The following is a 21408-nucleotide window of genomic DNA, read 5'->3' as shown; positions in this document are numbered from 1 at the left end:
CGGCTACCCCAGGGAGGCCAGGGCCCGGGCGGTCGCGCGGGCCATCCGGTCGTCGTGGTGGGCGGTGGTGCCGCGCAGGCGGGTGGCGGCTTCGAGGGCGGCGAGGGCGAGGAGGCCGGGGAGGAGGTCGGTGCTGCGGGCGGCTAGCCAGCGGGTGCCCCGGGTGGCCATCCACCAGAGGTCGGCGGCGCGGCCGGGCGGGGGTTCGGCGGGGGTGGCGGCCGGTGGCGGGCCGAGGGGGTGTCCGGCGTCGGCGAGCAGCTGGTGGAAGTGGCGGGCGATCAGGTGGTGGCCCTCGGCGCTGGGGTGGAGGCGGTCGGCGCTGAGGAGGCGGCGCTCGGCGAGCCAGGGCAGGTCGACGAGGTGCAGGTGGATCGCCCGGTGGCGGTCGGTGAGGGCGTGCACCACCGTGTTGACCGCCCGCATCCGCCGGGCCAGTGGCCGGGCCAGGGCGGCCGGGAGGCCGAGCAGGGTGCCCGGGTCGGGCAGGCAGGCGGTGAGCAACCGGGCTCTGTGGCCGGACAGTTCGCCCAGGACGGCGTCCAGCGCCTGGGTGCTGCGGTGGATGTCGAAGCCGGCCCGCAGGGTGTCGTTGCCGCCGACGAGCACGGCCGCCAGCTGCGGACGAAGGGCGAGGGCCGCCGGGAGTTGACGGTCCGTCAGGTCCTTCGTGAGGGCGCCGCTGGCGGCCAGGTTGGTGAATTCCACCGGGTGTTCGTCGGCGGCGAGCGCGGGCGCCAGGACGGCGGCCCAGCCGCGCCAGCCCTCGCCGACCGGGTCGCCGACGCCTTCGGTGAGGGAGTCGCCGAGGGCGACGAAGCGGCGCAGTTCACCGGCCGCCCGGCGACCGTCGTCGGCCGTACGGTCACACCCGGTGTCGAGTACGCTCATCCCCGTAACCCCCGTCCGTGCCACTCCCGTCCGTGCAACCCCCGTCCGCGGCAACGCGGTTCGGCGCCCGGTGTGCGGCCAGGAAGGCCGCGACCGCCGCCGGCCAGCCGTACCGCTCGGCCTGCTCCCGGGCCGCCGCCCGCCGGACCGGCTCCGGCCGAGCCAGCAACTCCCCTACGGCGCCCGCGAATTCCTCCCCGGTGTCGGCGGCCGCGAGCCCGGCCGGCCCGACCAGCGCGGGCAGTGCCGAGGAGCGGGAGACCACCACCGGCGTGCCGCAGGCCAGTGCCTCCATCGCGGCCAGCCCGAAGGTCTCCACCGGGCCGGGCGCGAGCACCGCGTCCGCGCAGCCCAACAGCCGCGCCAGCGCCGCCCGTTCGCCCAGGTGCCCGAGGAAACGGACCGGCAGCCGCAGCCGGGCGGCCCGCGCCGCCAGCCGGGCCCGCAGCGGCCCGGTGCCCGCCACCACCAGCACGGCGGGCACCCGACGGGCCCGCAGCGCGGCCAGCGCCTCGATCGCCCGCTCCGGCCGCTTCTCCGCCGACAGCCGCGAGCAGAGCACCAGCAGCGCCTCCTCCGGCCGCGCGTACCGGGCCCGTTCGGCGGCCCGGACGGCGGGCGGCAGCGGCCGCATCGCGGCCAGGTCCACCCCGAGCGGGGCCCGGACGAGGTTCGGCGCCCCGATCCGGCGGAACTCGGCCGCCGCCCAGTCCGTGGTGCAGAGCACCGCGTCGTACGCCCGCGCCGTGGCCGCGTTGAGCCGGTCGGCGGCCGCGCCGGCGAGCGTGGGCGGCACGCCCCAGGTGCGCAGCACCCCGGCGGCGCTCTCGTGCGAGACCATCACCGCGCGCACGCCGTGCCGCCGGGCCCAACTGCCGGTCCAGCGCAGCGTGGTGCGGTCGGAGACCTCCAGCCGGTCGGGGCGCAGTCGGGTCAGCTCGGCCGCGACGGCCCGCCGGTCGGCGAGCAGCCGGTAGCCGCCGCTGGCCGGCAGCACCGGCCCGGGCAGGGTGACCACCAGGCCCTGCTCGGTCCGCTCCTCGCTGCGCCGCTCGCCGGGCACGATGAGCACCGGCCGGTGCCCGGCGGCTCGGTACCCGGCGCCGAGGTGGCGCAGCGCGGTGCGCAGGCCGCCGGAGACGGGGGTGACGAAGTTGGCGAGCCGCACGATGGTCAGCGGCCCGCCGGGCGTACCCGGTTCCGTGCTCATGCGGGCAGCTCCTCCGGCAGTCCCTCCGGCTCGGCGGGCAGCGCCGGCGCGTCGGCCGCCGGGGGCGCGGGCGGCAGCGGCAGCCCCCGGTGCTCGGCGATCACCTCGGCGTAGTGCCGCAGCAGCAGGTCGCCGACCGCCTCCCAGGTACGGGCGGTGACCTCGGCTCGCCCGGCCTGCCCGTAGGCGGCGCGCCGCACCGGGTCGGCGGCGAGCTCGGCGACCGCCCGGGCGACGGCGGCGCCGTCCCGGGGCGGCACCAGCAGGCCGGTGCGGTGGTGCGCGACCAGGTCGAGCGGGCCGCCGGCGGCCGGGCCGACCACCGCCACCCCGCTGGCCATCGCCTCCTGGATGGTCTGGCAGAAGGTCTCCAGCGGGCCGGTGTGCACGAAGACGTCCAGCGAGGCGAAACATCGCGCCAGCTCCTCGCCGGTGCGTCTGCCGAGGAACACCGCGCCCGGCATGGCGGCCTTCAGCGCGGGCGCGGACGGCCCGTCGCCGACCACCACCACCCGCACCCCGGGCAGCGCCGAGGCGGCCGCCAGCAGGTCGACCCGCTTCTCGGGCGCCAGCCGTCCGACGTAGCCGACCAGCACCTCCCCGCCCGGCGCCAGCGCCCGGTGCAGCGCCTCGTCCCGGTGCCCGGGGTGGAAGCGCACCGAGTCCACCCCGCGCGGCCACAGCCGCACCCGGGGCACCCCGTGCGCGGTGAGGTCCTGCTCGGCCGGGGTGGACGGCGCCAGGGTCCGCGCGGCGGCCGCGTGCACGGCCCGGATCCGCCGCCAGGCGGCGGCCTCGCCGAGCCCGCGGCCGGCTCGGTAGGCGTGCGCGTACCCGGCCAGGTCGGTCTGGTAGACGGCCACCGCCGGTACCCCGAGCCGGGTCGCGGCCTGCATGCCGCGCGCGCCGAGCACGAACGGGCTGGCCAGGTGGACCACGTCCGGCCGGTGCGCGGCGAGCGCGGCGTGCAGCCGCCGACTCGGCAGGGCGATCCGCACCTGCGGGTACCCGGGCAGCGGCATCGACGGGATGTGCACCACGGGGATCTCGGCCGCCTCGGCGCCGCCGCCGAAGCTCTGCGGCGGACACTGGGCGCCCCGCGCGGGGGCGGGGGTGACGACGAGGGGCTGGTGACCCCGGCGGACCAGGTGCTCGGCCGTCCGCAGCACGCTGTGGGCGACTCCGTTGACCTCGGGCGGGAAGGATTCCGTGACGATGGCGACGCGCATGCCGCAGTTCTGTCCAGGCCCGGCGTGCACCCGGCCAAAGGGATCTGTCGTACAAGCGAACGTGCGTCGGCGATTTGCACCGCCCCACCCGCGCGCCCGGTGTCCGGCGGCCGCCTGCCCTTCCCGAGCATCGGTCCCGGCATCAGCGGCCGGTCGTCGACCAGCAGGACGCGCTCACGACGCGGCATCGGTCGTCAGTCGAGGCCTTCGACGATGCGGAAGTCGCGCTCGACGCCGTCGGCGAGTACGGCCAGCGCCTCCTGGTAGGCCGCACTCGCGCGTGCGGCGACCGCCTCCTCGAAGCTGTCGAACTCGACCAGGACGGTGCGCTCCGCGATCCCGGCGTCGTGTGCGACGACCCGGCTGCCGCGGGAGAGCACCCGCCCGCCCGAGGCCTTGACCGCTGCACGGGCCAGCTCGTCGTAGGCGGCAACCTTCTGGGGGTCCGCGATGGTGCGGTAGACGCTGACCCAGTAGCCCTTGGCCACGGTACCTCCTGTGTTCGGATGTGTTCGGAATCGGTGTTCGGAATTGATGATCGGAATTGACGCTCGGAATCGACGTTCGGATGCATGCCCGGATCCGTGGCCGGCGCGCGGTGGGTCAGCGAGCCGACGACTACGGCGTCGGCGCCGGACGGCTTCGACGGGTCTCGGGCGAGCGTCGGCGGGCGAGGGCCAGGGCGGCCGTCGTCGTGATCGCCATCGCGGCTATGCCGACCAGCGCCGCGGTCGTGTAGGCGTCGTCGTTCGGGAAGAGACGGCCCGTCGCGGTGCCGGCGGCCAGGACCAGACCGCCGATGGCGCTGCCCAGGGAGTACCCGACGCTGCGGACGACGTAGTTGAAGCTCATGGCGCTCGACGTCTCGTTCTTGGGGGTGACGGCCAGGATGACGCCGGGCACGGCGGCCGAGAAGCTGCCGACGCCGAAGCCCAACACGCCCATGGCCACGAGCAGTTCGGCCAGGTTCGACCGGGCGGCGGCGAACAGGACGAACCCGCCGCCGACGATGGCGGCGCTGCCGGCCAGGAGCAGGGGGCCGTCGATCCGCTCGCGGACCCGCGGTGTGAGCCTGCCGGCGACGAACCCCAGCGCGGAGAACGGGATGAGGACCAGCCCCGCCACGAAGGTGGTCAGTCCGAACCCGTAGCCGGCGCTGTGCGGCGTCTGCGCGTAGCGGGTGATGAGCGTGAGCAGGAGGTACATGCCGATCCCGCCGACGAACATGGCGAGGTTCGCCCCGGCGACCGCCGGGTGCCGTACCGCCCGGACGTCGACCAGGGGCGTCGTGGTCCGCAGTTCCGAAACGGTCCAGACGCAGAGCAGGAGGACGGCGGCGACGGCAAGGGCCGCCGCCATGGCGAGGTGTCGGCTCCACAGGCTCCTCTCGCCCGCCAGGAACAGGACGAGGAGCAGTCCGCCCGCCAGGACGAGGGCGCCGGCCACGTTCACGTGGGCGGAGCGGCCCTCGGGAGCCGCGGGCACGGAGCGCCACGCGGTCACGAAGGCGAGGGCGGTGACGAGCAGGCCGAGGCCGTAGGCGGCCCGCAGCCCGCCGAACTCGGCGAGCAGCGCGGCCAGCGGGTAGCCGACGCCGGCGCCGATGACGGAGACCACCGAGATCAGGGCGATCGTGGCCGCGCCGCGCTCCTCGGGGAGATGGTCGCGGGCCACACCCATCATCAGTGCCGTGAGACCGAGTCCGACGCCTTGGGCCGCTCTGCCCACGAGCAGCCAGGCGAACGGCAATGGCAGCACGGTGAGCGCGCCACCGCCGACGACGATCGCCAGCGTGGCGAGGATCGCGGCCCGCCGGTGCGGACCGGCTCCGAGCCGGCCGAGGACGGGTGTGGCGACGGCGCCGCTGAGCAGGGCGATGGTCAGCGTCCACTGCGCGCTGTCGAGGGAGACGTGGAACGTGGTCGCCACGCTGGTGATGAGCGGCGTCCCGAGGCTGCCGACCGCCGCCACGACCAGGGCGACGAACATCAGGGCGGGGACCAGCGGACGTGCCCCGGAACGTATCGGGTCCGTGCTCATGGGCTGCTCGTGAGCCCGGGCCGCGGTCACCGGTCCGACTCCTCTCGGGCCCGGCCTTCGAGGCCGTCGAGCTCCGCCAGGCGCAGCAGCGCCGGAAGGGCTGCCGTCAAGGCCGCGACCTCGTCATCGGAGAGTTCGTCGATCAACCGCGCGTACGCGTCGACGCCCGCCCGGTGCCGCGTCCGGACGTACGACGCGCCGGCCTCGGTCAGGCACACCAGCGTGACCCGCTTGTCGGACGGATCGCCCTTCCGCTCCACCAGCCCGGATTCCTCCATCGCCCGGACCAGGACGGTCATCGCGGGCTGGGTGACGCCCGCGGCCACCGCCAGATCGGTGATCCGCCCCGGGCCGGCCCTGTCCAGGGTGGCCAAGGTGGTGGCGGACGTCAGGCTCAGGTCGCGGGGAAGGCGCCTCACGGCCCTGGTGGCCAGACCGTAGAGGGCTGACCCGATGGCATCGGAAGCGCCGTGCGCGGCGTCTCGGTGGCTCATGCTAGAAGCATAGCAGTTTTATATGAATTCTTTATGCATCTCCGCTCGCTGGCGCCGGGGTGTTCAGTCGACGTGCAGGGTGAGTTCGGCGGTGTGCAGTTGCCCGGCGGTCTGGAACTGGAGGAAGACGCGCCAGTTGCCGGGCTCGGGGAGCAGGGCCTGGAAGGTCAGGGTGGGTCCGCCGTGGTCGCCGTTGACGGTGTTGGCGGGGTGGAGGTGGGCGAGGGCCTGGTCGCCCTCGTGGAAGGCACTGAGGTGGGCGTAGGCGTCCAGGTAGGGCTGGAGGTCGGTGACGGGGCGGCCGTCCTGGCTGACGGTGGCGGTCAACTGGTGGGCGCCGGCCATCGGTTGGGCGTGCAGGGTGACGGTGTAGCCGTCGACCGTGGTGCTGTCGGTCGGGGCGGGCAGGGGCGTCGGGGTGGCCCGGCCCGGCACGGTGACGGTGCGGCTGAGGACGAGTTCCGGGGCGTGGGGGCCGGTGTTCGGGATGAAGTCGGCGTACAGCCGCCAGGTGCCCGGGGCGAGGGCGGCGAGATCGGCGGTCCAGGTGCCGTCGTCGGCCAGGTCCGGGTGCAGGTGCTGGAAGCCGGTGAGGTCGGTGCGGATCGCGTAGAAGTGCAGCTTCCTGGTCTGGTGGACGGCGAAGTCGGTGACGGGAGTGCCGTCCGGTCCGGTGATGGTGAATCGGTAGGCCGTGGGCCGCCCGGCCGGGACGCTGCAGGTGGCGGCGTCCAGCCGGTAGCCGTCCTGCTCGGCGGCGAGGCCGCGGGCGAGGCCCTGGGAGGTTCCCGCCGCGTGTGCCATCCCGGGCATCCCGGGTATCCCGGGCATCTCCGGCACCTGCGCCGTCGCGACCTGTGGGGAACGCGGGGAGGCGGACGGGACGGACACGGCCATCCCGAGCACGAGCAACGTGGGCACGCAGGACGCGAGCAACCAGCCCCGGGAGAAGGAACGAGGGCGAGAAGCGGTCATCGGCAGGTCTCCCGTAGCGAGCGCGCCACCGGGGCGCCGTCCGGGGCCGAGCGAACTCGGCCTTTCTGCAACGGGAGACCGTCGACGGGCACTGCGGATAACGGAAATTCCGGCGCGAATCAGAGGTCCACGCCACCGGGCCGGGGCAGGCCGGAGCGAGCCCGGTCCGGCTGGAGGCGTCGGCGGCCGGTGTGCGCTGAGGCGAGTGGAGCATCCGGTGGCGCGGGAGCATCGCGGGAGTTCACCCGGGCCGCGCGCGCCGCCGATCTGACCGGGCGTCCGGGAATTCCTGGCAGTTAGCTGCAGAACGGCTTGTCCGGCCCTGCTGGGAATCGCCAGAATTCCGACCGGCGATTTCTTTGTGAATTCCCTGGAGACCGGTGACGGCCCCCCCTGGGGGTCGGAGTGCCCGTCATCATCGGCCGGCTGCCCGGGCTCGTCTCCGCAGGACGCCACCGCACGGCGGCCGCCACTGCGGCGTCCAGCGGGGCCGATGTCGGCGGACGTCGGCGGACGTCGGCCCTGTTTCATCCGTCCCATCCGCACCTACCCGACCAACCGACAGGAGCCCGATCGATCATGGCGACCAACCCGTTCGAGGACGACAGTGCCTCCTACTACGTCCTCGTCAACGAGGAGAACCAGCACTCGCTGTGGCCCGCCTTCGCCGAGGTCCCGGCCGGCTGGACCGTCGTGCACGGCCAGGAGAGCCGCGAGGCCTGCATCGAGCACATCAACACCAACTGGACGGACATGCGCCCGAAGAGCCTCGTCGAGGCGATGAGCGCCTGACCCGCACACCACCTGACGGCGGCCCGGGCCCCGGTCCGACCCCACGCGGACCGGGGCCCGGGCCGCCCGCCCGCTGGGAGCGGGCGGGGGCTCCCCACAGCTGGTGGTGAGGTCAAGCCGGCAGACGGCCGGCCACGAACCCCTGCGGTTCCCCCGGGACCTTCCCCGTGTGCAGGCGCCGCGCCGTCTCCGCCGCGAACAGGGCGATCGGGACGCCCGCGACCGGAACCGTCCACCACGGCAGGCCGACCCAGAACGCGAGCACGGCGGGCAGGACGCAGGAGAACACCGTCCAGAAGAGGAGCGACCGGGCGAGGGCGAGGGCGGTGGGTCGGCCGGTGACCAGGCGTACGCCCAGGGCGGCGGCGAGCACCGCCAGCAGCGCGACGGCAGTGCCCAGCCCGGCGATGAGCTGCGCCTCGTCGCGGGGTTCGTCGACCGTGGCCTGCGCGACGCCGGCCCGCTCCAGGCGCATCACCTGGCCGCGCCACACCGTGCCGTCCACCCGGTCGCCGGGCTTAAGGTCCTCCAGCAGCGGCCCGGGGTTGCCGAACCGCACCGTACCGCTCCAGGCCGGCGCGCCGTCCAGCGTTGCCAGCCGGTCCTTGTGCTGGAGGACCGTGCCGCTGACGGTGAACGGCACGGTGCGCACGCATTCCTCGACGGCGGTGCCGGGGCTTCCGGCCGGGCAGGTCGCGGCGGCCGAGTACGAGCGGGACCGCTCGGCGTCGTCCGGCATCCGGACGGCGAAGACGTACCAGGCGGCCGCTGCCGGGACGAGCGCCGTCGCAGCGAGCAGCGCGCCGCCGGTGCGGGTCCATGGTGAGGGACGGTGGGTCACGGTGGTTCTCCCCCCGGTCCGGTGCGTGGCCGGAACGCCCGGGTCGCCGTCGCCGGGGCGTGCCGCCCCGCCCCCCTGCGGGGTCGGACGGCACCGGGCGGCGGGAACGCCGGACGGTGTTTCGGTTCTCGGAATCTGTCCGGAGCCCACTGAAGCCCGGTGGACGGTGCGCAGGGCCCGAGGGGGCCGGGTCGACGGCGTGCCGGCGGACCTCGCGTCGAGCGCCACGCACACCACCCCCGGACCGGCCCGCGGACACACGTGTCCCTTGTTCGCCGACCAGGCTTCCCGGCACTCCTCCGTGCACGCTACCGGACCCCGCCCCGGCTTCGCACGCGGGTTCGCCAGGACGCCCGGAGCGGGTCGAGTTCGGCCGTTTCGGTGGTGCGGGGGTGGCCGCTGCGGGATCGTCGGTGCCGGCGTCGCCGGCTGATCGGGGGACGCCGGGTTCGGGCCGTGGCGCTGGAGGTGTGCTGTGGGTGACCGGGAGACGTGGACCTCGGTGGAGTTCGGAGGCTCGCACCGGGGTTGGGCGGGCGTGCTCGTGGCGGACGGCAGCGTTCCCCGGCCGGTGTACTTCTCGATGATGAGCGGCGGCGACGGGCACTCCGTCTCGCAGTGGAGCGTCTACGACGGTCGCCACGGCCGCCCGCGGGCGGCGGCGCTGCGCGCGGTGTGTGCGTGCGGTTGGTCCGGTCCCGAACGGCGGTTGGACTGGGAGGAGTTCGGCGAGGAGGAGTTGGACGTGGCCGGCTACCCGGTGGCGGAGGTCTGCGAGCAGGACTGGGACGACCACCTTGAGGACGTCGACCGCTCCACCCTGCCGCTGCCGGAGACCGTCGCCTGTCTGCTGAGGCAACTGGAGGAGGAGATCGACACGTTGAGGGCGTCCTCCCCGCTCGCCGCCGTCCGGGCGGCCCGCAAGGCGGAGGTGGTCGTCCAGCGGGCCGTGGAAAGGGCCGCACGGGACGTCGGGTACGACATGGACCTGGACGACGTCGCCGCCGCTCTCGGTCTCGACGACGCCGAGGCGAAGCAGCTGTTGATCAGGCTCGGCCGCCGGCGCTGACGGCCGAACGCTCACCCGGCGCCGGCCCGCCAGTCCGCCGGATCGCCCGCTGCTGCCGGCCGGTCGCTGAGCGCCGGTCACTGAGGGTCGGTCGCTGAGCGCCGGTCTCTGAGGGTCGGTCGCTGAGCGCCGGTCGCTCGGCGACCGACCGGTCAGCGTGCCGACATGCTCGACCGGACCTGGCCGCGCGCGGTGTCGGCGTCGTCGGCGCGCAGGGCCAGTTCGGCGAGCGCGCGGCACTGCGCGAGGGTGTGGGCGGCGAGCGCCGCCCGGACCTCGGGGAGCGAGGCGGGCGCGGCGGAGAGGCTGGTGATGCCGAGGCCGACCAGGACCAGGGCGAGTGCCGGATCGCCGGCGGCCTCGCCGCAGACGCCGATCGGACGGCCGTGCGCGGCCGCCGAGGCGGCGGCGGTGGCGACCAGTTCGAGCAGCGCGGGCTGCCACGGGTCGAGCAGCTCGGCGAGGCTGCCGAGCGTGCGGTCGGCCGCGAAGGCGTACTGGGCCAGGTCGTTGGTGCCGACGCTGAAGAAGTCGCAGGACTCGGCCAGCCGGTCCGTCCGCAGGGCGGCCGCCGGGACTTCGATCATCGCGCCGGCGGTCGGCAGGCCGTGCGCGCGGACCCGGGCGGCGAACGCGGCGGCCTCGCGCGGGACGGACACCATCGGGGCCATGACCCAGACCTGCGCGGTGCTGTCCCGGGCGGCCTCGGCGATCGCGGCGAGCTGGGTCTCCAGCAGCTGCGGATCGCGGGCGGCCGTCCGCAGGCCGCGGACGCCGAGGGCCGGGTTCGGCTCGTCGGCGGCCGTGGCGAAGGGCAGCGGTTTGTCGGCGCCCGCGTCGAGGGTGCGGACGACCACCCGGCGGCCGGCGAAGGCCGCGAAGACCTGCCGGTAGGCGGCGGCCTGTTCGGCGGGGCCCGGCGCCTCGGCGCGGTCCAGGAAGAGGAACTCGGTGCGGAACAGGCCCACGCCCTCGGCGTCGGCGGCGGCCGCGCCGGCCAGCTCGTGCGGGGCGCCGAGGTTGACCAGCAGCGCGACCGGGTGGCCGTCCGCGGTCCGGCCCGGCCCGCGGAATCCCGCCAGCAGCTCGCGGCGACGGCGCTCGCGCGCGGTGGCCCGCTCGACCGCCTCCGGAGCCGGGTCGGGCTCGACCAGCCCGTCCGCGCCGTGCACCAGGACCAGTCGGCCGTCCGCCAGGCCCAGGGCCTCGGCGCAACCGACCACGGCCGGCACGCCGAGTGCCTTGGCGAGGATGGCCGTGTGGCTGGTCGGGCCGCCGTGGACGGTGACGAGGGCCAGGACCCGCTCGGGGTCGAGCAGCGCGGTGTCGGCGGGTGCCAGGTCGTCGGCGACCAGGACGTACGGGTGCCCGGGGTCGGGCAGGCCGGGCACGGGGAGGCCGAGCAGCTGGGCCACCGCGCGGTCGCGCAGGTCGGCCAGGTCGGGGGCGCGTTCCGCGAAGTAGCCGCCGGCGGCGGTCAGTTCGGCGCGGAAGCCGTCGAAGGCGGTGGTGAGCGCGTGGGCGCCGTCGGTGCCCTGCTCGGCAAGCTCGGCGGCCCGGTCGGCGAGCACCGGGTCGGCGGCCATCATCGCCTGGGCGGCGAGCACCTCGGCCCCGGTGCCGCTGGTACGGGCGGCGCGCTCCTCCAGGCCGGTGACGACCGCGCCGAGGGCGGCGCGGACCGCGGCCGCCTCGGCCGCCGGGTCGGTGACGGCCCGCGGCGCGGGCAGCGGGGCCGGGGGAGCCATGCGGGCGACCGGGCCCGCCGCGCTGCCGGTGCCGACGCCGATCCCGCGCATCAGCTCGGTCATGCCGCTGCGTCGAGGTCGGTGGCGAGCAGGTCGGCGAGCGCCTTGAGGGCGTCCTCGGCTCCGTCACCGGAGGCGGTGAGCTCCAGGACCTCGCCGTGGCGGGCGGCCAGGGCGAGGACGGACAGCAGGCTGCGGGCGTCGACCGGCGGCTGGCCGGGGCGGCCGACGGTGACCTTGACCGGCTGTCGGGCGGAGGCCTGGACGAACAGCGACGCCGGTCGGGCGTGCAGACCGCTGCTGGAGCCGACGGTGACCTGGATCGAGTGCATGGGAGTCCTTGGGGAGAGGAGGAGAGGGGTGCCGACCCGGGTGGGAGCCGGGTCGGCCGGGGGTGGGCCACGGTGGTGGGTCCCTGGTCCTCGCGGTACGGGGGCAGTCGCGAGGGCTGGACATTCTGTGGTTTCACGCCCGTTAGCGAGTTGTTTCGGTTGGTTCTATGCCTGGTTGCGTGGAGATGTCAACACGTTCGGGCATATTTCACGGAGCGGACGAGAGCTGGGCGAGAGGCGGAACGAGCTCTTGCTTTTCCGTCCGAAGCGCGTATGGTCAGGCTTCACCCCAGCAACCAGGCGTAAACGGACATGAAACGGATCCAATCCCACATGTACGCTCCCGAGCGGCAGCAACAGATCCTCCACCTCGCCCAGGAGCAGGGCCGGGTGGACGTGCAGACGCTGGCCGAGGACTTCGGCGTCACGCAGGAGACCATCCGGCGTGACCTGAGCGCCTTGGACCGGGCCGGCCTGCTGCACCGGGTGCACGGCGGCGCGCTGCCCGTCGGCGCCCTGCACCTGGAACCCGGTCTGGCCGAACGGGACTCCACGGCCGCGGCGGAGAAGGAACGCATCGCCAGGGCGGCCCTGTCCCTGCTGCCCGGTGAGGGCAGCGTGATCCTCGACGCCGGGACGACCGTCTCCCGGCTGGCCGGGCTGCTGCCCGTGGACTGCGCGCTCACCGTCGTCACCAACGCCCTCCCCGTCGCGGCCCGGCTGGCCGACCACCCCGCGCTCGCCCTCCACCTGGTCGGCGGGCGGCTGCGCCACCGCACCCAGGCGGCCGTCGACGCCTGGGCGCTGCGCGACCTGGCCGACATCCACGCGGACGTCGCGGTGGTCGCCACCAACGGCTTCTCCCCGGAGGGCGGCCTGTCGACACCGGACCTCGCCGAGGCCGCCGTCAAGAAGGCCATGCTCGCCGGTGCGCGCCGAGTCGTCCTGGTGGCCGACTCCTCCAAGTACGGCGCCCGCCACTTCGCAAGGTTCGGCTCGCTGGACCAGGTCGACGTCCTGGTCACGGACACCGGACTGACCGACGAGCAGGCCGCCGAGATCGAGAACCACGGACCGGAAGTCATCCGCGCATGATCGTCACCATCACCCCCAACCCCAGCCTCGACCGCACCTACGAGGTGGGAACGCTCACACCGGGCGAGGTCAACCGGGCCGTGCACGACCGGCTCGATCCCGGCGGCAAGGGCGTCAACGTCTCCCGCGCGCTCACCGCCGCGGGCCACCGCACCACGGCCGTCCTGCCGTTGGGCGGGCTGTCCGGCGGGCTGCTCTCCGACCTGCTGCGCCGGCAGGGGATCGACGTCGCGGCGGTCGCCATCGCGGGCGACACCCGGATCAACGTCTCGATCGCCGAGGACGGCGGCAGCCTCACGAAGATCAACGCGGTGGGCCCGGAGCTCAGCGCCGCCGAGTCGGCCGCGCTGCTGGCGCTCGTCCGCGACACCCAGCGGACCGGGCCGGGCACCGGGCAGGGCGCCGGCGACGGCGTCGACTGGCTGGCCTGCTGCGGCAGCCTGCCGCGCGGCCTGGAGCCCGAGTGGTACGCCGAGCTGGTCGCGCAGGTGCACTCGGGCGGTGCCCGGATCGCGCTCGACACCTCCGGCGCCGCCCTGCTCGCCGCGCTCTCGGCGCGCCCCGACGTGGTCAAGCCCAACCGGGAGGAACTCGCCGAGGCCGTGGGCCGTCCGGTCGCCACCGTCGGCGACGCCGTGGCCGCGGCCGGGGAACTGCGCGGGCGCGGCGCCCAGCAGGTCCTCGCCAGCCTCGGGGCGGACGGGATGCTGCTGATCGCCGAGGAGGGCAGCTGGTACGGCAGCGCGCCGGTCGCCGTCGTCCGCAGCGACGTGGGAGCGGGCGACGCCTCGCTCGCGGGCTTCCTCGGAGCCGGCGGCACCGGCCCCGGGGCGCTGGCGGCGGCCCTGGCGCACGGCGCCGCCGCCGTGCAACTGCCGGGGAGCGCCATGCCGACCCCGGCGGATCTGGACCCGGCCGCCGTGGCCGTGACGGCGGACATCCCGCTCGAACGACCGCTTCGCGGTTGAGAGCCGCCTCCAGCCGGAGGCACCCCGCCCGACCGTGTGGGACGGAACGGCGGCCATTCCCGGGGGCAAGGGAACACTGTCAGGCACCAGTCGAAGGACCGACACGATGAACGACACCAGCGGACTGATCACACCCGCACTCGTTGATCTCCACCTCGCCCCCGCGGACAAGGGCGAAGCCCTCCGCTCGCTCGCCCAGCGGCTGGTCGCCGAGGACCGGGTGACCGACCTCGACGGCTTCCTCGCCGACGTGGCCGCCCGCGAGGCCCAGGCCCCGACCGGGATGGGAGACGGGATCGGCATCCCGCACTGCAGGTCGGCCCACGTCACGCGGCCGAGCCTGGCGTTCGGCCGCAGCACCAGGGGCGTGGACTTCGACGCCCCGGACGGTCGGCCCGCCGACCTGATCTTCATGATCGCGGCACCGGCCGGCGCGGACGACGCCCACCTGCAGATCCTCGCCGCGCTGGCCCGGCGACTGATGGACCCCGCGTTCACGGGCGCCCTGCGCGATGCCGCGAGCCCGGGCGCGGTCGCGGCCCTGGTCAACGGCGAGGAGGCGCCGGCCGCCGCTCCCGGAACGGTCGCTGTTGGGGAAACGGCCGCCGTTCCGGAGCCGGACCCCGCCGCCGACGGCGGGCTGCGGCTGGTCGCGGTGACCTCCTGCCCGACCGGCATCGCCCACACCTACATGGCCGCCAAGGCCCTCGAACTGGCCGCCGCCCGGGCGGGCGCACGGATCCAGGTCGAGACCCAGGGCTCGGCCGGGACGACGGTGCTGGCCCCCGAGGTGATCGCGGCCGCCGACGCGGTCATCCTCGCCCACGACGTCGAGGTCCGGGACCGCGCCCGCTTCGCCGGAAAGCCCACCGTGGACGTGGGCGTGAAGGCCGCCGTCAACCGCGCCGACGACCTGGTCGCGCAGGCCGCCGCAGTCGTCGCCGAGGCCGGCAGCGGGGCGCGTGCCGCCGCCCCGGCCGCCGCGGGGAGCTCACCGGCGGGCGCCTCGTCGGGCGCGTCGTCGGCCGGGCACTGGGCCGAGCGGCTGCGCAAGTACCTGATGACGGGCGTCAGTTACATGATCCCGTTCGTCGCGGCGGGCGGCCTGCTGATCGCCCTCGCCTTCGCCATCGGCGGGTACCGGATCGCCTCCGCGCCGTCCGTGCTGGGCCATTTCGACTGGACGTCCTCGCACAGCTGGGCGGCGATGCTGTTCCAGACCGGCAAGACCTCCTTCGGCTTCCTCGTCCCGATCCTCTCCGGGTACATCGCCTGGGCGATCGCCGACCGGGCGGCACTGGCCGCCGGCATCGCGGGCGGCGCCGTCTCGGTGGCGGTCGGCGCGGGCTTCCTCGGCGGCATCGTGTCGGGCCTGGCCGCGGGCTTCCTGGTGCTGTGGATGATCCGCTGGAACGTGCCGCGCGCGGTCCGGGGCATCATGCCGGTCGTGGTGATCCCGCTGTTGTCGGTGGCGGCGGTCGGCTTCCTGATGTTCGTGCTGGTCGGCTCGCCGATCGCCTCGGCGATGCGCGGCCTGACCGACTGGCTGAACGGCCTCTCCGGCTCCAACGCGATCCTGCTCGGCCTGCTGCTCGGCGCGATGATGGCCTTCGACATGGGCGGTCCGCTCAACAAGGTCGCCTACACCTTCGCGGCGGGTGCGCTCACCACCGCGGGCACGACCCCGGACGCCGGCAGCCTCAAGGTGATGGCCGCGGTGATGGCCGCCGGGATGACCCCGCCGCTGGGCATGGCCCTGGCCACCGTCGTCCGGCGGGGACTGTTCAGTCCCGAGGAGCGGGAGAACGGCAAGGCGGCCTGGGTGCTCGGCGCCTCGTTCATCACCGAGGGCGCGATCCCGTTCGCGGCGGCGGACCCGCTGCGGGTCATCCCGGCGAACATCGTCGGCAGCATGACGGCCGGCGGGCTGGTGATGGCCTTCGGCTCCACCCTGCGCGCGCCGCACGGCGGGATCTGGGTGCTCCCGCTGATCGGCAGCCCGTTCCTGTACCTGGTCGCGGTCGTGGCGGGCACGGTGGTCACCACGGCGGTGGTCGTCCTGCTCAAGGGGATGCGCAAGGGCACCGCCGCGGCCGACGCGGACTCCGCCGTCGACGGGAAGGTGCTGGTCGGCGCCTGACCGGACGGCCCGTGAGGTACGGCCGGGACGACCCCGCCGGTTCAGGGCGCCCGCTCCTCGGAGCGGGCGCCCTTGTCGTGTCCGGCGCGGAGGACCCCACGCGGCCTCCGGATGCTGGGCCGGCCGCTCACCGGGCCGGGGCGAGGCCTCCGGAGACGGACGCGGCGCCGCCCGCCGACTGGGCCTCGACCCGGTAGCCGTCGCCGCCGGCCGCGCGCACGCCGGTGGCGTGGTTGAACTGGCAGGCGAACTCGTGCTGCCCCGCCGGTACCGTGCGGCCCGGCTTGAGGACCCAGCGGTAGACCAGCGCGCCGCCGGACTCCTGGACGGTGACGGTGAAGTCGTCGGCCGGCAGGGTCCGCCAGGTGCCGGTGTCCCGTACGTCACCGGTCTGGGCGACGCGCAGCTCCACGGTGAGCGAGGTGAGCGGCTGGGCGGTCCTGAGGAGGAGGTTGTCCTGGCCCCAGTAGACGGTGCTGTGCGGGTCGACCGATCCCTCCGACCACAGCGGCCCGTTCTGGGCCCGGTTGCCGGCGGACGGGGCCGGGCGCGGGCTGGTCGGGGCGGCGGTGGCGGGGGCCGGCGCCGGGGCGGCGGTGGCCGCAGGCGCAGGCGCGGACGGGGTCGGCGTCGGCGTGACCGCGGGGGAGGGGGTGGCCGGAGCGGTGGTGGCCGGCGGCGTCGGAGTCTGGACGAGTCCTGACACCGCCGCCACGGCGAGCGTGCCGGTGGCCAGGATGCCGACGGCGGCCAGGGCGGCGATCGAGGCCTTGGGCCACGACCGCAGGCCCGAGCGGGTGCGGTGGCGGACGGCGGGACCGGCCGCTCCGCGCTGCACGCGGGCCAGCATCCTCGCGCGGTCGGGCTGGTGGGCTTCGGCGGCCTCGCGCAGCTGCTGGGCGATGTGCTCGTGCTCGTTCACCGGTTCCTCCTTCCTGTCGCCAGTTCGCCGACCGCTCGTGCGCCGAGTGCGCGTTCCAGCTCGGCCATCCCCTTCGAGGTCTGACTCTTCACCGTACCGACCGAGATGCCGAGCGCCGCCGCGGTGTCCTTCTCCGACAGGTCGAAGGCGTGCCGCAGCACCACGCAGGCCCGCTTGCGGAACGGCAGTCGGGCGAGCGCCTCGCGGACGTCCAGGACGGCCGCGACGTCGGGCCCGGAGGTCCTCTCCGGGCTGCGGGACCAGAACAGCAGGACGCGGCGCCGCTCGCGGACCGCGCTGCGGATCCGGGCCCGGGCCATGTTGGCGACCACCCCGCGGGCGTAGGCGAGGGGGTGGTCGGCCGCGCGGAGCCGGTCCCAGCGTTGCCACAGCGCGACCAGGGCGTCCGCGGCGAGGTCGTCGGCCGCGTCCGTCTCGCCGGTCAGGAGGTGGGCGAGACGGGCGAGTTCGGCGTAGTGGCGTTCGAAGAAGTCGTGGAACTCCGCGGACGCGTCATCGAGGAGCATGTGCCCCGGTCGCCCTCTCCCTGCAATGTGAGCGTTAACAAGCGGCATGAGCCTAGCATCGCGCCGTTCCGGGCCGGGGCGGTGGTCGCCCCGGTCGGCGACCGCCGCCCCCCGCCCGACCAGCGGCGCGGTCAATGCCGGGCGAACTGGACGCGGGTCGGCTGGACGACGTCCGGCTTCACCGCGATCCCGTCGACGGTCAGCTGCTCCCCGTAGACGTCGGTGACCCTGATCGCCCCGCCGCACCCGGTGCCGTCCGGCGAGAGGAAGTAGTTGTAGTCGGTGCGGGTCAGCTGCCGCCAGCCGTCCCCGGTCCGGACCTCCAGGGCCGCCACCGGGTTCCGGTGACCGATCACCTGGAGCCCGCACCACCACTGGGAGGATCCGACCTTGTACCGGATCGACATCGTGTCCGGCGCCGTGCCCGGGCTCAGCAGCGTCCAGGTGATCGGCAGGCGCCCCACCGAGAGGTCCGCGAGCTTGGCGAAGGCCTCGTGGCTCAGGTCGAGCTGCCCGGGCGCGCAGGGCAGGGGGCAGTCGTTGACGATCCGCACCGTGATGCTCGCGCCGTTGGCGGCGCGGACGAGCACGGACGCCCCGCACGCCCTGGACGTCTCGTAGTCGGTGTGGTTCATCGCCGCGACCATGAGGTCGTCGGACGGGCCGAACGAGCAGGCGCCGTTGCCGTCGGCGGCGTCGTAGGACGTCGCGACGCCCTGGTAGCTCGCGCCGGGCTTGATCCGCCCGCTCAGGGACGCGGGCGCCGGAGCGGTGCGGGCACTGCTGCTGGTGGCGGCCGAGGGGGACGGGGTGGCCGACGGCCGCCGCGTGGGAGTGGCCGAGGGCGAGGGGGAGGCGGCCGACTGCGGTGCCGTCGAGGGCGTGGGGCCGGTCGGGGTGCCGGTGCCCGGCGGTGTGGCCGGCGGTGTGCCCGGCTCGGTGGCCGCGACGGAGGCGGCGGCCGGCTCCGCCGAGGCCCCGCCGGCCCCGCCGCTCCCGCCGCCCGGCAGCAGCGCGAAGGCCAGGAGGACCAGCACACCGACCGCCACCAGCGCCAACGGTATGCCCATGACCAGCCCACGCCTGCGGTTCGGCGGTGGGGCGGCATGCTTCGTTGCCTTCATTCCCGTCCATTTCGGTAGCTCGACTGCGGAGGGTCGAATCGACCTCGCACCGACCAGTGGTCGCCGGAGGCGGAAAGGTTGCCGCTCCGGCGCAGGTTTCTCGGAACCGGCGGAGGTGGGCGGCTCCGCGCCGCCAACCTCCGCCCGGGCCGGTCAGGACGGGTCGCCGTAGACCACGCCGCGCCCGTAGCCGCCCAGGTACACCCGGCCGTAGACGTCGGGGTCGCCGGAGACGACGTTGATGACGCTCCCGCCGAACTGGTGCTGGTCGTCGTTGATCCGCGTCCAGGTCGACCCGCAGTCGGTGGAGCGGAACAGGCCGGTGATGCCCTTGACCTTCCCGCTCAGGTAGAGGGCCTGGTAGCCGGCACCGGGCGCGGCCTTGCCGAAGCCGACGGCGCCCGCCTGCGCCACGCCGTCGAGCGTGCGGAAACTCGCCCCGCCATCGGTGGAGTGCCGCAGCCCGTTGCCCCCGCCGGCGATCCACAGGTCACCGGCGACACCCGGGACGGCCCTGAGCTGACCGTCGCCCAGCCCGGTGGCCCGGGCCGCGAAGTGCCACCCGCCGTCGGTGGAGGCGTACAGGGTGCCGCCGCTGAGGGCGTAGAAGGTGCCCGCCGCCGAACGGTCGGCCACCACCGCCGCGTCCCTGGGCAGGCCGGACACCGCCGACCAGGACGCGCCGCGGTCGGTCGACAGGAACGGCGCCCGGCCCGCCGGGGTCCACACCACGGTGCCGCCGTCCGCCGAGACGGCCGCCGACCCGCCGCCCGCGTCGCCCACCGGCGCCGTCGCGAACGGCGCCCAGTTCGCTCCGCCGTCGCCCGACCAGGCGCCGTGCTGCGCGCCGCCGAGGCCGACCCGCACCACGAACTCCGGCCTGCGCTGGGCGAAGTCGATGCCGGTGGTGTTGGTGAACAGCGGCCCGCTCAGCGCCTTGGCGGGGACCTTCGTCAGGTCCTCGTGCCGGAACCCGCTGACGTCGCCGAGCGCGCTGATCAGCGGCTGGCCGGGCGGCTTGACCAGCGCGAGCGTCGCGGTCTCCTCCAGACCCTTGGCCGGGATGTTCCAGTGCGTCGGGCGCCCGCTGTCCGCCGCCGTCACGTCGGTGCTGCCCCACATGCCCGAACCGGTGCCGTACAGCACGTGCCCGGAGTCGAAGGGGTCGATGGTGAGCGCTCCCATCCAGTGCCCGATGCCGGTGCCCACGTACGGCGCCGCCGAGTCGTCCCGCTGCGAGCTCGCGCCCAGCGCCTTCCAGGAGGCGCCGCCGTCGGTCGAGCGGTACAGCTCGTCGGAGGGCCACCAGCGGTCCAGCGTGCTGACCATCACGGTGGCCGGGTGCTGCGGGTCCACCGCCAGGCCGGCGAAGCCGTAACCGCCGCTGGACGGCGAGACGTTCCTCCAGGCCCCGGTGGACGGCGCGTACTTCCACACCGAGCCGGCCGTCACCCCGTTCGGGCCGGGCGCGTCGGTGTACGTCAGGTACAGCGAGCCGTCGCCGGACAGCACGCCGTGCTGCGGCAGTTGGCCGGTCGGCTGGCCGGGGACGGCCTGCCAGGTGGCGCCGCCGTCGGTGGAGCGGTACAGCGAGGCCGACCTGTCGGCCGCCCCCACGTAGATCGTCCTGCTGCCGGCCGGGCCGAAGGTGACGAAGGACAGGCCGACCCCGCTGCTGGCACCGTCCTTGACGGGGAAGCCGCCGACCTGGCTCCAGGTCGCGCCGTAGTCGGTGCTGCGCCACAGCCCGTTCTTGCGGGTGCCCAGGTAGAGCGTGCGGTTGTCGGAGGGGTCCACCACCAGCCGCTCGCCCATGGAACGGCCGTCCTCGTTGCCGCCGAGCTTGAACGGCAGGTCGGTGCGCTGGAACGTACGGCCCTGGTCGGTGGAGCGCAGGATCGCGCCGTTGCCCGCCCAGTCGTTGGTGTAGGTGCCGCTGGCCAGGTAGAGACGGTTCGGGTCGACCGGGTCGGTGGCCAGGCTCTCGATCCCGAGCAGGTTCCAGTCGCCGCCGCCGATCCAGTCGGTCAGCGAGGTCCACCGCCCGGCGGCCGCGTCCCAGCGGTAGGCGCCGCCGATGTCCGTCCGGGCGTACAGCAGGTCCTTGCGGGAGGGGTTGAAGACCAGGCCGGTGACGAAGCCGCCGCCGACGATCTGCGCGTTGTGCCAGGTGTACCCGCCCGTGCCGGCCACCTTGACCAGCCGCCACCGCTGGTTGGAGCCGCCGTGGTCGGCGTACTGGATGAGCGGCACGCCCTCGTCGCTGCCGCCGCCCCACACGTCCAGCACCAGGCCGCTGGCGCGGGAGGCGAAGGTCACCGTGCCGTCGCCGACGTCCCGCATCCGCCACTGCTGGGCGGGGGCGGCGTGGTCGGTCTGCTGCTCGATCGCGGCGGCGGACTGCGTGGAGTTCCCGCGCACCGCGAGGACCTTGTGGCTGCCGCGGTTCTCCAGCTCGTAGGAGCCGTCCCCCGTCAGCCGCAGCCGCCACTGCTGGCTCGCGGCGCCGGCCGCGCGGTTCATCTGCCGGATCCAGGCGCCGTCGGCCGTGTCGGCTCCGGGCACGTCCAGCGCCTTGTCGCTGCGGACGGACACCAGCGTGTAGTAAGCGTCGGGATCCACCGACGCGGCCCTGGAGTCGGCCTGCACGAACAGCAGGTACGGGCCGAGCACGCCGGGCACGCCCAGGGCCAGGCCCAGCGTGGTCCAGCGCCGGCGGTGACGCCCACGGGGACGCCGCACACCGCCGGGGGCCGGGCGGGCGCGCCGCCGACCGCGGCCGTTCGCCGCGGGATCCGTCTCGTTCATGGGGGGCTACTCCTTGCTTCGGCCCCGCCGACGCGCTCCCGCCACGGCGGGCGGGGCGCGACGGCGGTCGGCGGATCGGACGACCCGTGGGCGTCTCGCCCTCGGTGTCACCCGTCAGTTGCCGCCGTGGGCGGAAGGGTTGCCGCACGGTCGAAGGAATTTCCCGGCGGACGTGTGCGCGCCCCTGAGGCACTCCGCCTCGA

General features: G+C 75.1%; 19 protein-coding genes. 5 read left to right on the top strand and 14 right to left on the bottom strand.

Annotation, left to right across the window (positions count from 1 at the left end):
- Positions 1–3: 3 nt before the first annotated feature.
- The 7 genes from AB2U05_RS03640 to AB2U05_RS03610 form a co-directional block, all read right to left on the bottom strand.
- On the bottom strand, positions 4–891 hold the full coding sequence (locus AB2U05_RS03640) for an SGNH/GDSL hydrolase family protein (protein WP_369182407.1): 888 nt from the start codon (positions 889–891) through the stop codon (positions 4–6).
- The gene (locus tag AB2U05_RS03635) at positions 866–2101 is read right to left on the bottom strand and encodes a glycosyltransferase (protein ID WP_369182406.1); all 1236 of its coding nucleotides are present in this window, start codon (positions 2099–2101) and stop codon (positions 866–868) included. The genes AB2U05_RS03640 and AB2U05_RS03635 overlap by 26 nt, the downstream gene beginning before the upstream one ends.
- Entirely contained in the window at positions 2098–3330 is a 1233-nt protein-coding gene (locus AB2U05_RS03630) for a glycosyltransferase family 4 protein (protein ID WP_369182405.1), read from the bottom strand. The genes AB2U05_RS03635 and AB2U05_RS03630 overlap by 4 nt, the downstream gene beginning before the upstream one ends.
- Positions 3331–3524: 194 nt before the next feature.
- Positions 3525–3818, bottom strand: a complete 294-nt coding sequence (locus AB2U05_RS03625) for a DUF1330 domain-containing protein (RefSeq protein ID WP_045696183.1) — start codon at positions 3816–3818, stop codon at positions 3525–3527.
- Between the two features lie 130 nt (positions 3819–3948).
- Positions 3949–5370 carry an MFS transporter gene (locus AB2U05_RS03620; RefSeq protein ID WP_369182404.1) on the bottom strand — a complete coding sequence of 474 codons (1422 nt, stop codon included), beginning with the start codon at positions 5368–5370 and terminating at the stop codon, positions 3949–3951.
- A 26-nt stretch (positions 5371–5396) separates the two neighbouring features.
- Positions 5397–5864, bottom strand: coding sequence for a MarR family winged helix-turn-helix transcriptional regulator (locus tag AB2U05_RS03615; protein ID WP_369182403.1), 468 nt, complete (start codon positions 5862–5864; stop codon positions 5397–5399).
- Between the two features lie 63 nt (positions 5865–5927).
- Positions 5928–6695, bottom strand: coding sequence for a hypothetical protein (locus AB2U05_RS03610; RefSeq protein WP_369182402.1), 768 nt, complete (start codon positions 6693–6695; stop codon positions 5928–5930).
- A 723-nt stretch (positions 6696–7418) separates the two neighbouring features.
- Between AB2U05_RS03610 and AB2U05_RS03605 the strand changes: the two genes are divergently transcribed.
- Positions 7419–7631 (top strand): MbtH family protein, encoded by a 213-nt coding sequence (locus tag AB2U05_RS03605; RefSeq protein ID WP_045696187.1) that lies wholly within the window; start codon positions 7419–7421, stop codon positions 7629–7631.
- Positions 7632–7743: 112 nt separating this feature from the next.
- Here the strand turns inward: AB2U05_RS03605 and AB2U05_RS03600 are convergent, their stop codons facing one another.
- On the bottom strand, positions 7744–8472 hold the full coding sequence (locus AB2U05_RS03600) for a hypothetical protein (protein ID WP_052707358.1): 729 nt from the start codon (positions 8470–8472) through the stop codon (positions 7744–7746).
- Positions 8473–8947: 475 nt separating this feature from the next.
- Between AB2U05_RS03600 and AB2U05_RS03595 the strand changes: the two genes are divergently transcribed.
- Positions 8948–9541, top strand: a complete 594-nt coding sequence (locus tag AB2U05_RS03595; RefSeq protein ID WP_369182401.1) for a hypothetical protein — start codon at positions 8948–8950, stop codon at positions 9539–9541.
- 152 nt (positions 9542–9693) lie between these two features.
- Here AB2U05_RS03595 and ptsP read toward each other — a convergent pair whose 3' ends face one another.
- Together ptsP and AB2U05_RS03585 are read right to left on the bottom strand one after the other, a co-directional pair.
- Positions 9694–11352 (bottom strand): phosphoenolpyruvate--protein phosphotransferase, encoded by a 1659-nt coding sequence (gene ptsP, locus AB2U05_RS03590; RefSeq protein ID WP_045709305.1) that lies wholly within the window; start codon positions 11350–11352, stop codon positions 9694–9696.
- Positions 11349–11621, bottom strand: a complete 273-nt coding sequence (locus tag AB2U05_RS03585; RefSeq protein WP_369182400.1) for an HPr family phosphocarrier protein — start codon at positions 11619–11621, stop codon at positions 11349–11351. The genes ptsP and AB2U05_RS03585 overlap by 4 nt, the downstream gene beginning before the upstream one ends.
- A gap of 333 nt (positions 11622–11954) precedes the next feature.
- On the opposite strand from AB2U05_RS03585, the gene AB2U05_RS03580 reads away from it, so the two are divergent.
- The 3 genes from AB2U05_RS03580 (at position 11955) to AB2U05_RS03570 (ending at position 15824) form a co-directional block, all read left to right on the top strand.
- Entirely contained in the window at positions 11955–12716 is a 762-nt protein-coding gene (locus AB2U05_RS03580; RefSeq protein WP_045696194.1) for a DeoR/GlpR family DNA-binding transcription regulator, read from the top strand.
- Entirely contained in the window at positions 12713–13684 is a 972-nt protein-coding gene (gene pfkB, locus AB2U05_RS03575; protein WP_369182399.1) for a 1-phosphofructokinase, read from the top strand. The genes AB2U05_RS03580 and pfkB overlap by 4 nt, the downstream gene beginning before the upstream one ends.
- 106 nt (positions 13685–13790) lie before the next feature.
- Positions 13791–15824, top strand: coding sequence for a fructose-specific PTS transporter subunit EIIC (locus AB2U05_RS03570; protein ID WP_369182398.1), 2034 nt, complete (start codon positions 13791–13793; stop codon positions 15822–15824).
- Positions 15825–15951: 127 nt separating this feature from the next.
- Here the strand turns inward: AB2U05_RS03570 and AB2U05_RS03565 are convergent, their stop codons facing one another.
- The 4 genes from AB2U05_RS03565 to AB2U05_RS03550 form a co-directional block, all read right to left on the bottom strand.
- Positions 15952–16746 carry a hypothetical protein gene (locus tag AB2U05_RS03565; protein ID WP_369182397.1) on the bottom strand — a complete coding sequence of 265 codons (795 nt, stop codon included), beginning with the start codon at positions 16744–16746 and terminating at the stop codon, positions 15952–15954.
- A complete protein-coding gene (locus tag AB2U05_RS03560) occupies positions 16743–17273 on the bottom strand; it encodes a SigE family RNA polymerase sigma factor (protein ID WP_045696204.1) in 531 nt (176 codons plus the stop codon). The genes AB2U05_RS03565 and AB2U05_RS03560 overlap by 4 nt, the downstream gene beginning before the upstream one ends.
- A gap of 131 nt (positions 17274–17404) precedes the next feature.
- Positions 17405–18343, bottom strand: coding sequence for an expansin EXLX1 family cellulose-binding protein (locus AB2U05_RS03555; RefSeq protein WP_369182396.1), 939 nt, complete (start codon positions 18341–18343; stop codon positions 17405–17407).
- A 207-nt stretch (positions 18344–18550) separates the two neighbouring features.
- On the bottom strand, positions 18551–21205 hold the full coding sequence (locus tag AB2U05_RS03550; RefSeq protein ID WP_369182395.1) for an RICIN domain-containing protein: 2655 nt from the start codon (positions 21203–21205) through the stop codon (positions 18551–18553).
- Positions 21206–21408: the final 203 nt, after the last annotated feature.

Source organism: Streptomyces sp. Y1 (genome assembly GCF_041053115.1).
Taxonomy (GTDB): Bacteria; Actinomycetota; Actinomycetes; order Streptomycetales; family Streptomycetaceae; genus Kitasatospora; species Kitasatospora rubellomurina.
This window is presented reverse-complemented; position numbering and strand designations above follow the sequence as displayed.

Excerpts from the sequence above, each read along its gene's own strand:
- AB2U05_RS03640 (WP_369182407.1), bottom strand. The coding sequence starts at position 891 with ATGAGCGTACTCGACACCGGGTGTGACCGTACGGCCGACGACGGTCGC.
- AB2U05_RS03635 (WP_369182406.1), bottom strand. The coding sequence starts at position 2,101 with ATGAGCACGGAACCGGGTACGCCCGGCGGGCCGCTGACCATCGTGCGG.
- AB2U05_RS03630 (WP_369182405.1), bottom strand. The coding sequence starts at position 3,330 with ATGCGCGTCGCCATCGTCACGGAATCCTTCCCGCCCGAGGTCAACGGA.
- AB2U05_RS03620 (WP_369182404.1), bottom strand. The coding sequence starts at position 5,370 with ATGAGCACGGACCCGATACGTTCCGGGGCACGTCCGCTGGTCCCCGCC.
- AB2U05_RS03615 (WP_369182403.1), bottom strand. The coding sequence starts at position 5,864 with ATGAGCCACCGAGACGCCGCGCACGGCGCTTCCGATGCCATCGGGTCA.
- AB2U05_RS03610 (WP_369182402.1), bottom strand. The coding sequence starts at position 6,695 with ATGCCCGGGATACCCGGGATGCCCGGGATGGCACACGCGGCGGGAACC.
- AB2U05_RS03605 (WP_045696187.1), top strand. The coding sequence starts at position 7,419 with ATGGCGACCAACCCGTTCGAGGACGACAGTGCCTCCTACTACGTCCTC.
- ptsP (WP_045709305.1), bottom strand. The coding sequence starts at position 11,352 with ATGACCGAGCTGATGCGCGGGATCGGCGTCGGCACCGGCAGCGCGGCG.
- AB2U05_RS03585 (WP_369182400.1), bottom strand. The coding sequence starts at position 11,621 with ATGCACTCGATCCAGGTCACCGTCGGCTCCAGCAGCGGTCTGCACGCC.
- AB2U05_RS03580 (WP_045696194.1), top strand. The coding sequence starts at position 11,955 with ATGTACGCTCCCGAGCGGCAGCAACAGATCCTCCACCTCGCCCAGGAG.
- pfkB (WP_369182399.1), top strand. The coding sequence starts at position 12,713 with ATGATCGTCACCATCACCCCCAACCCCAGCCTCGACCGCACCTACGAG.
- AB2U05_RS03570 (WP_369182398.1), top strand. The coding sequence starts at position 13,791 with ATGAACGACACCAGCGGACTGATCACACCCGCACTCGTTGATCTCCAC.
- AB2U05_RS03560 (WP_045696204.1), bottom strand. The coding sequence starts at position 17,273 with ATGCTCCTCGATGACGCGTCCGCGGAGTTCCACGACTTCTTCGAACGC.
- AB2U05_RS03555 (WP_369182396.1), bottom strand. The coding sequence starts at position 18,343 with ATGGGCATACCGTTGGCGCTGGTGGCGGTCGGTGTGCTGGTCCTCCTG.
- AB2U05_RS03550 (WP_369182395.1), bottom strand. The coding sequence starts at position 21,205 with ATGAACGAGACGGATCCCGCGGCGAACGGCCGCGGTCGGCGGCGCGCC.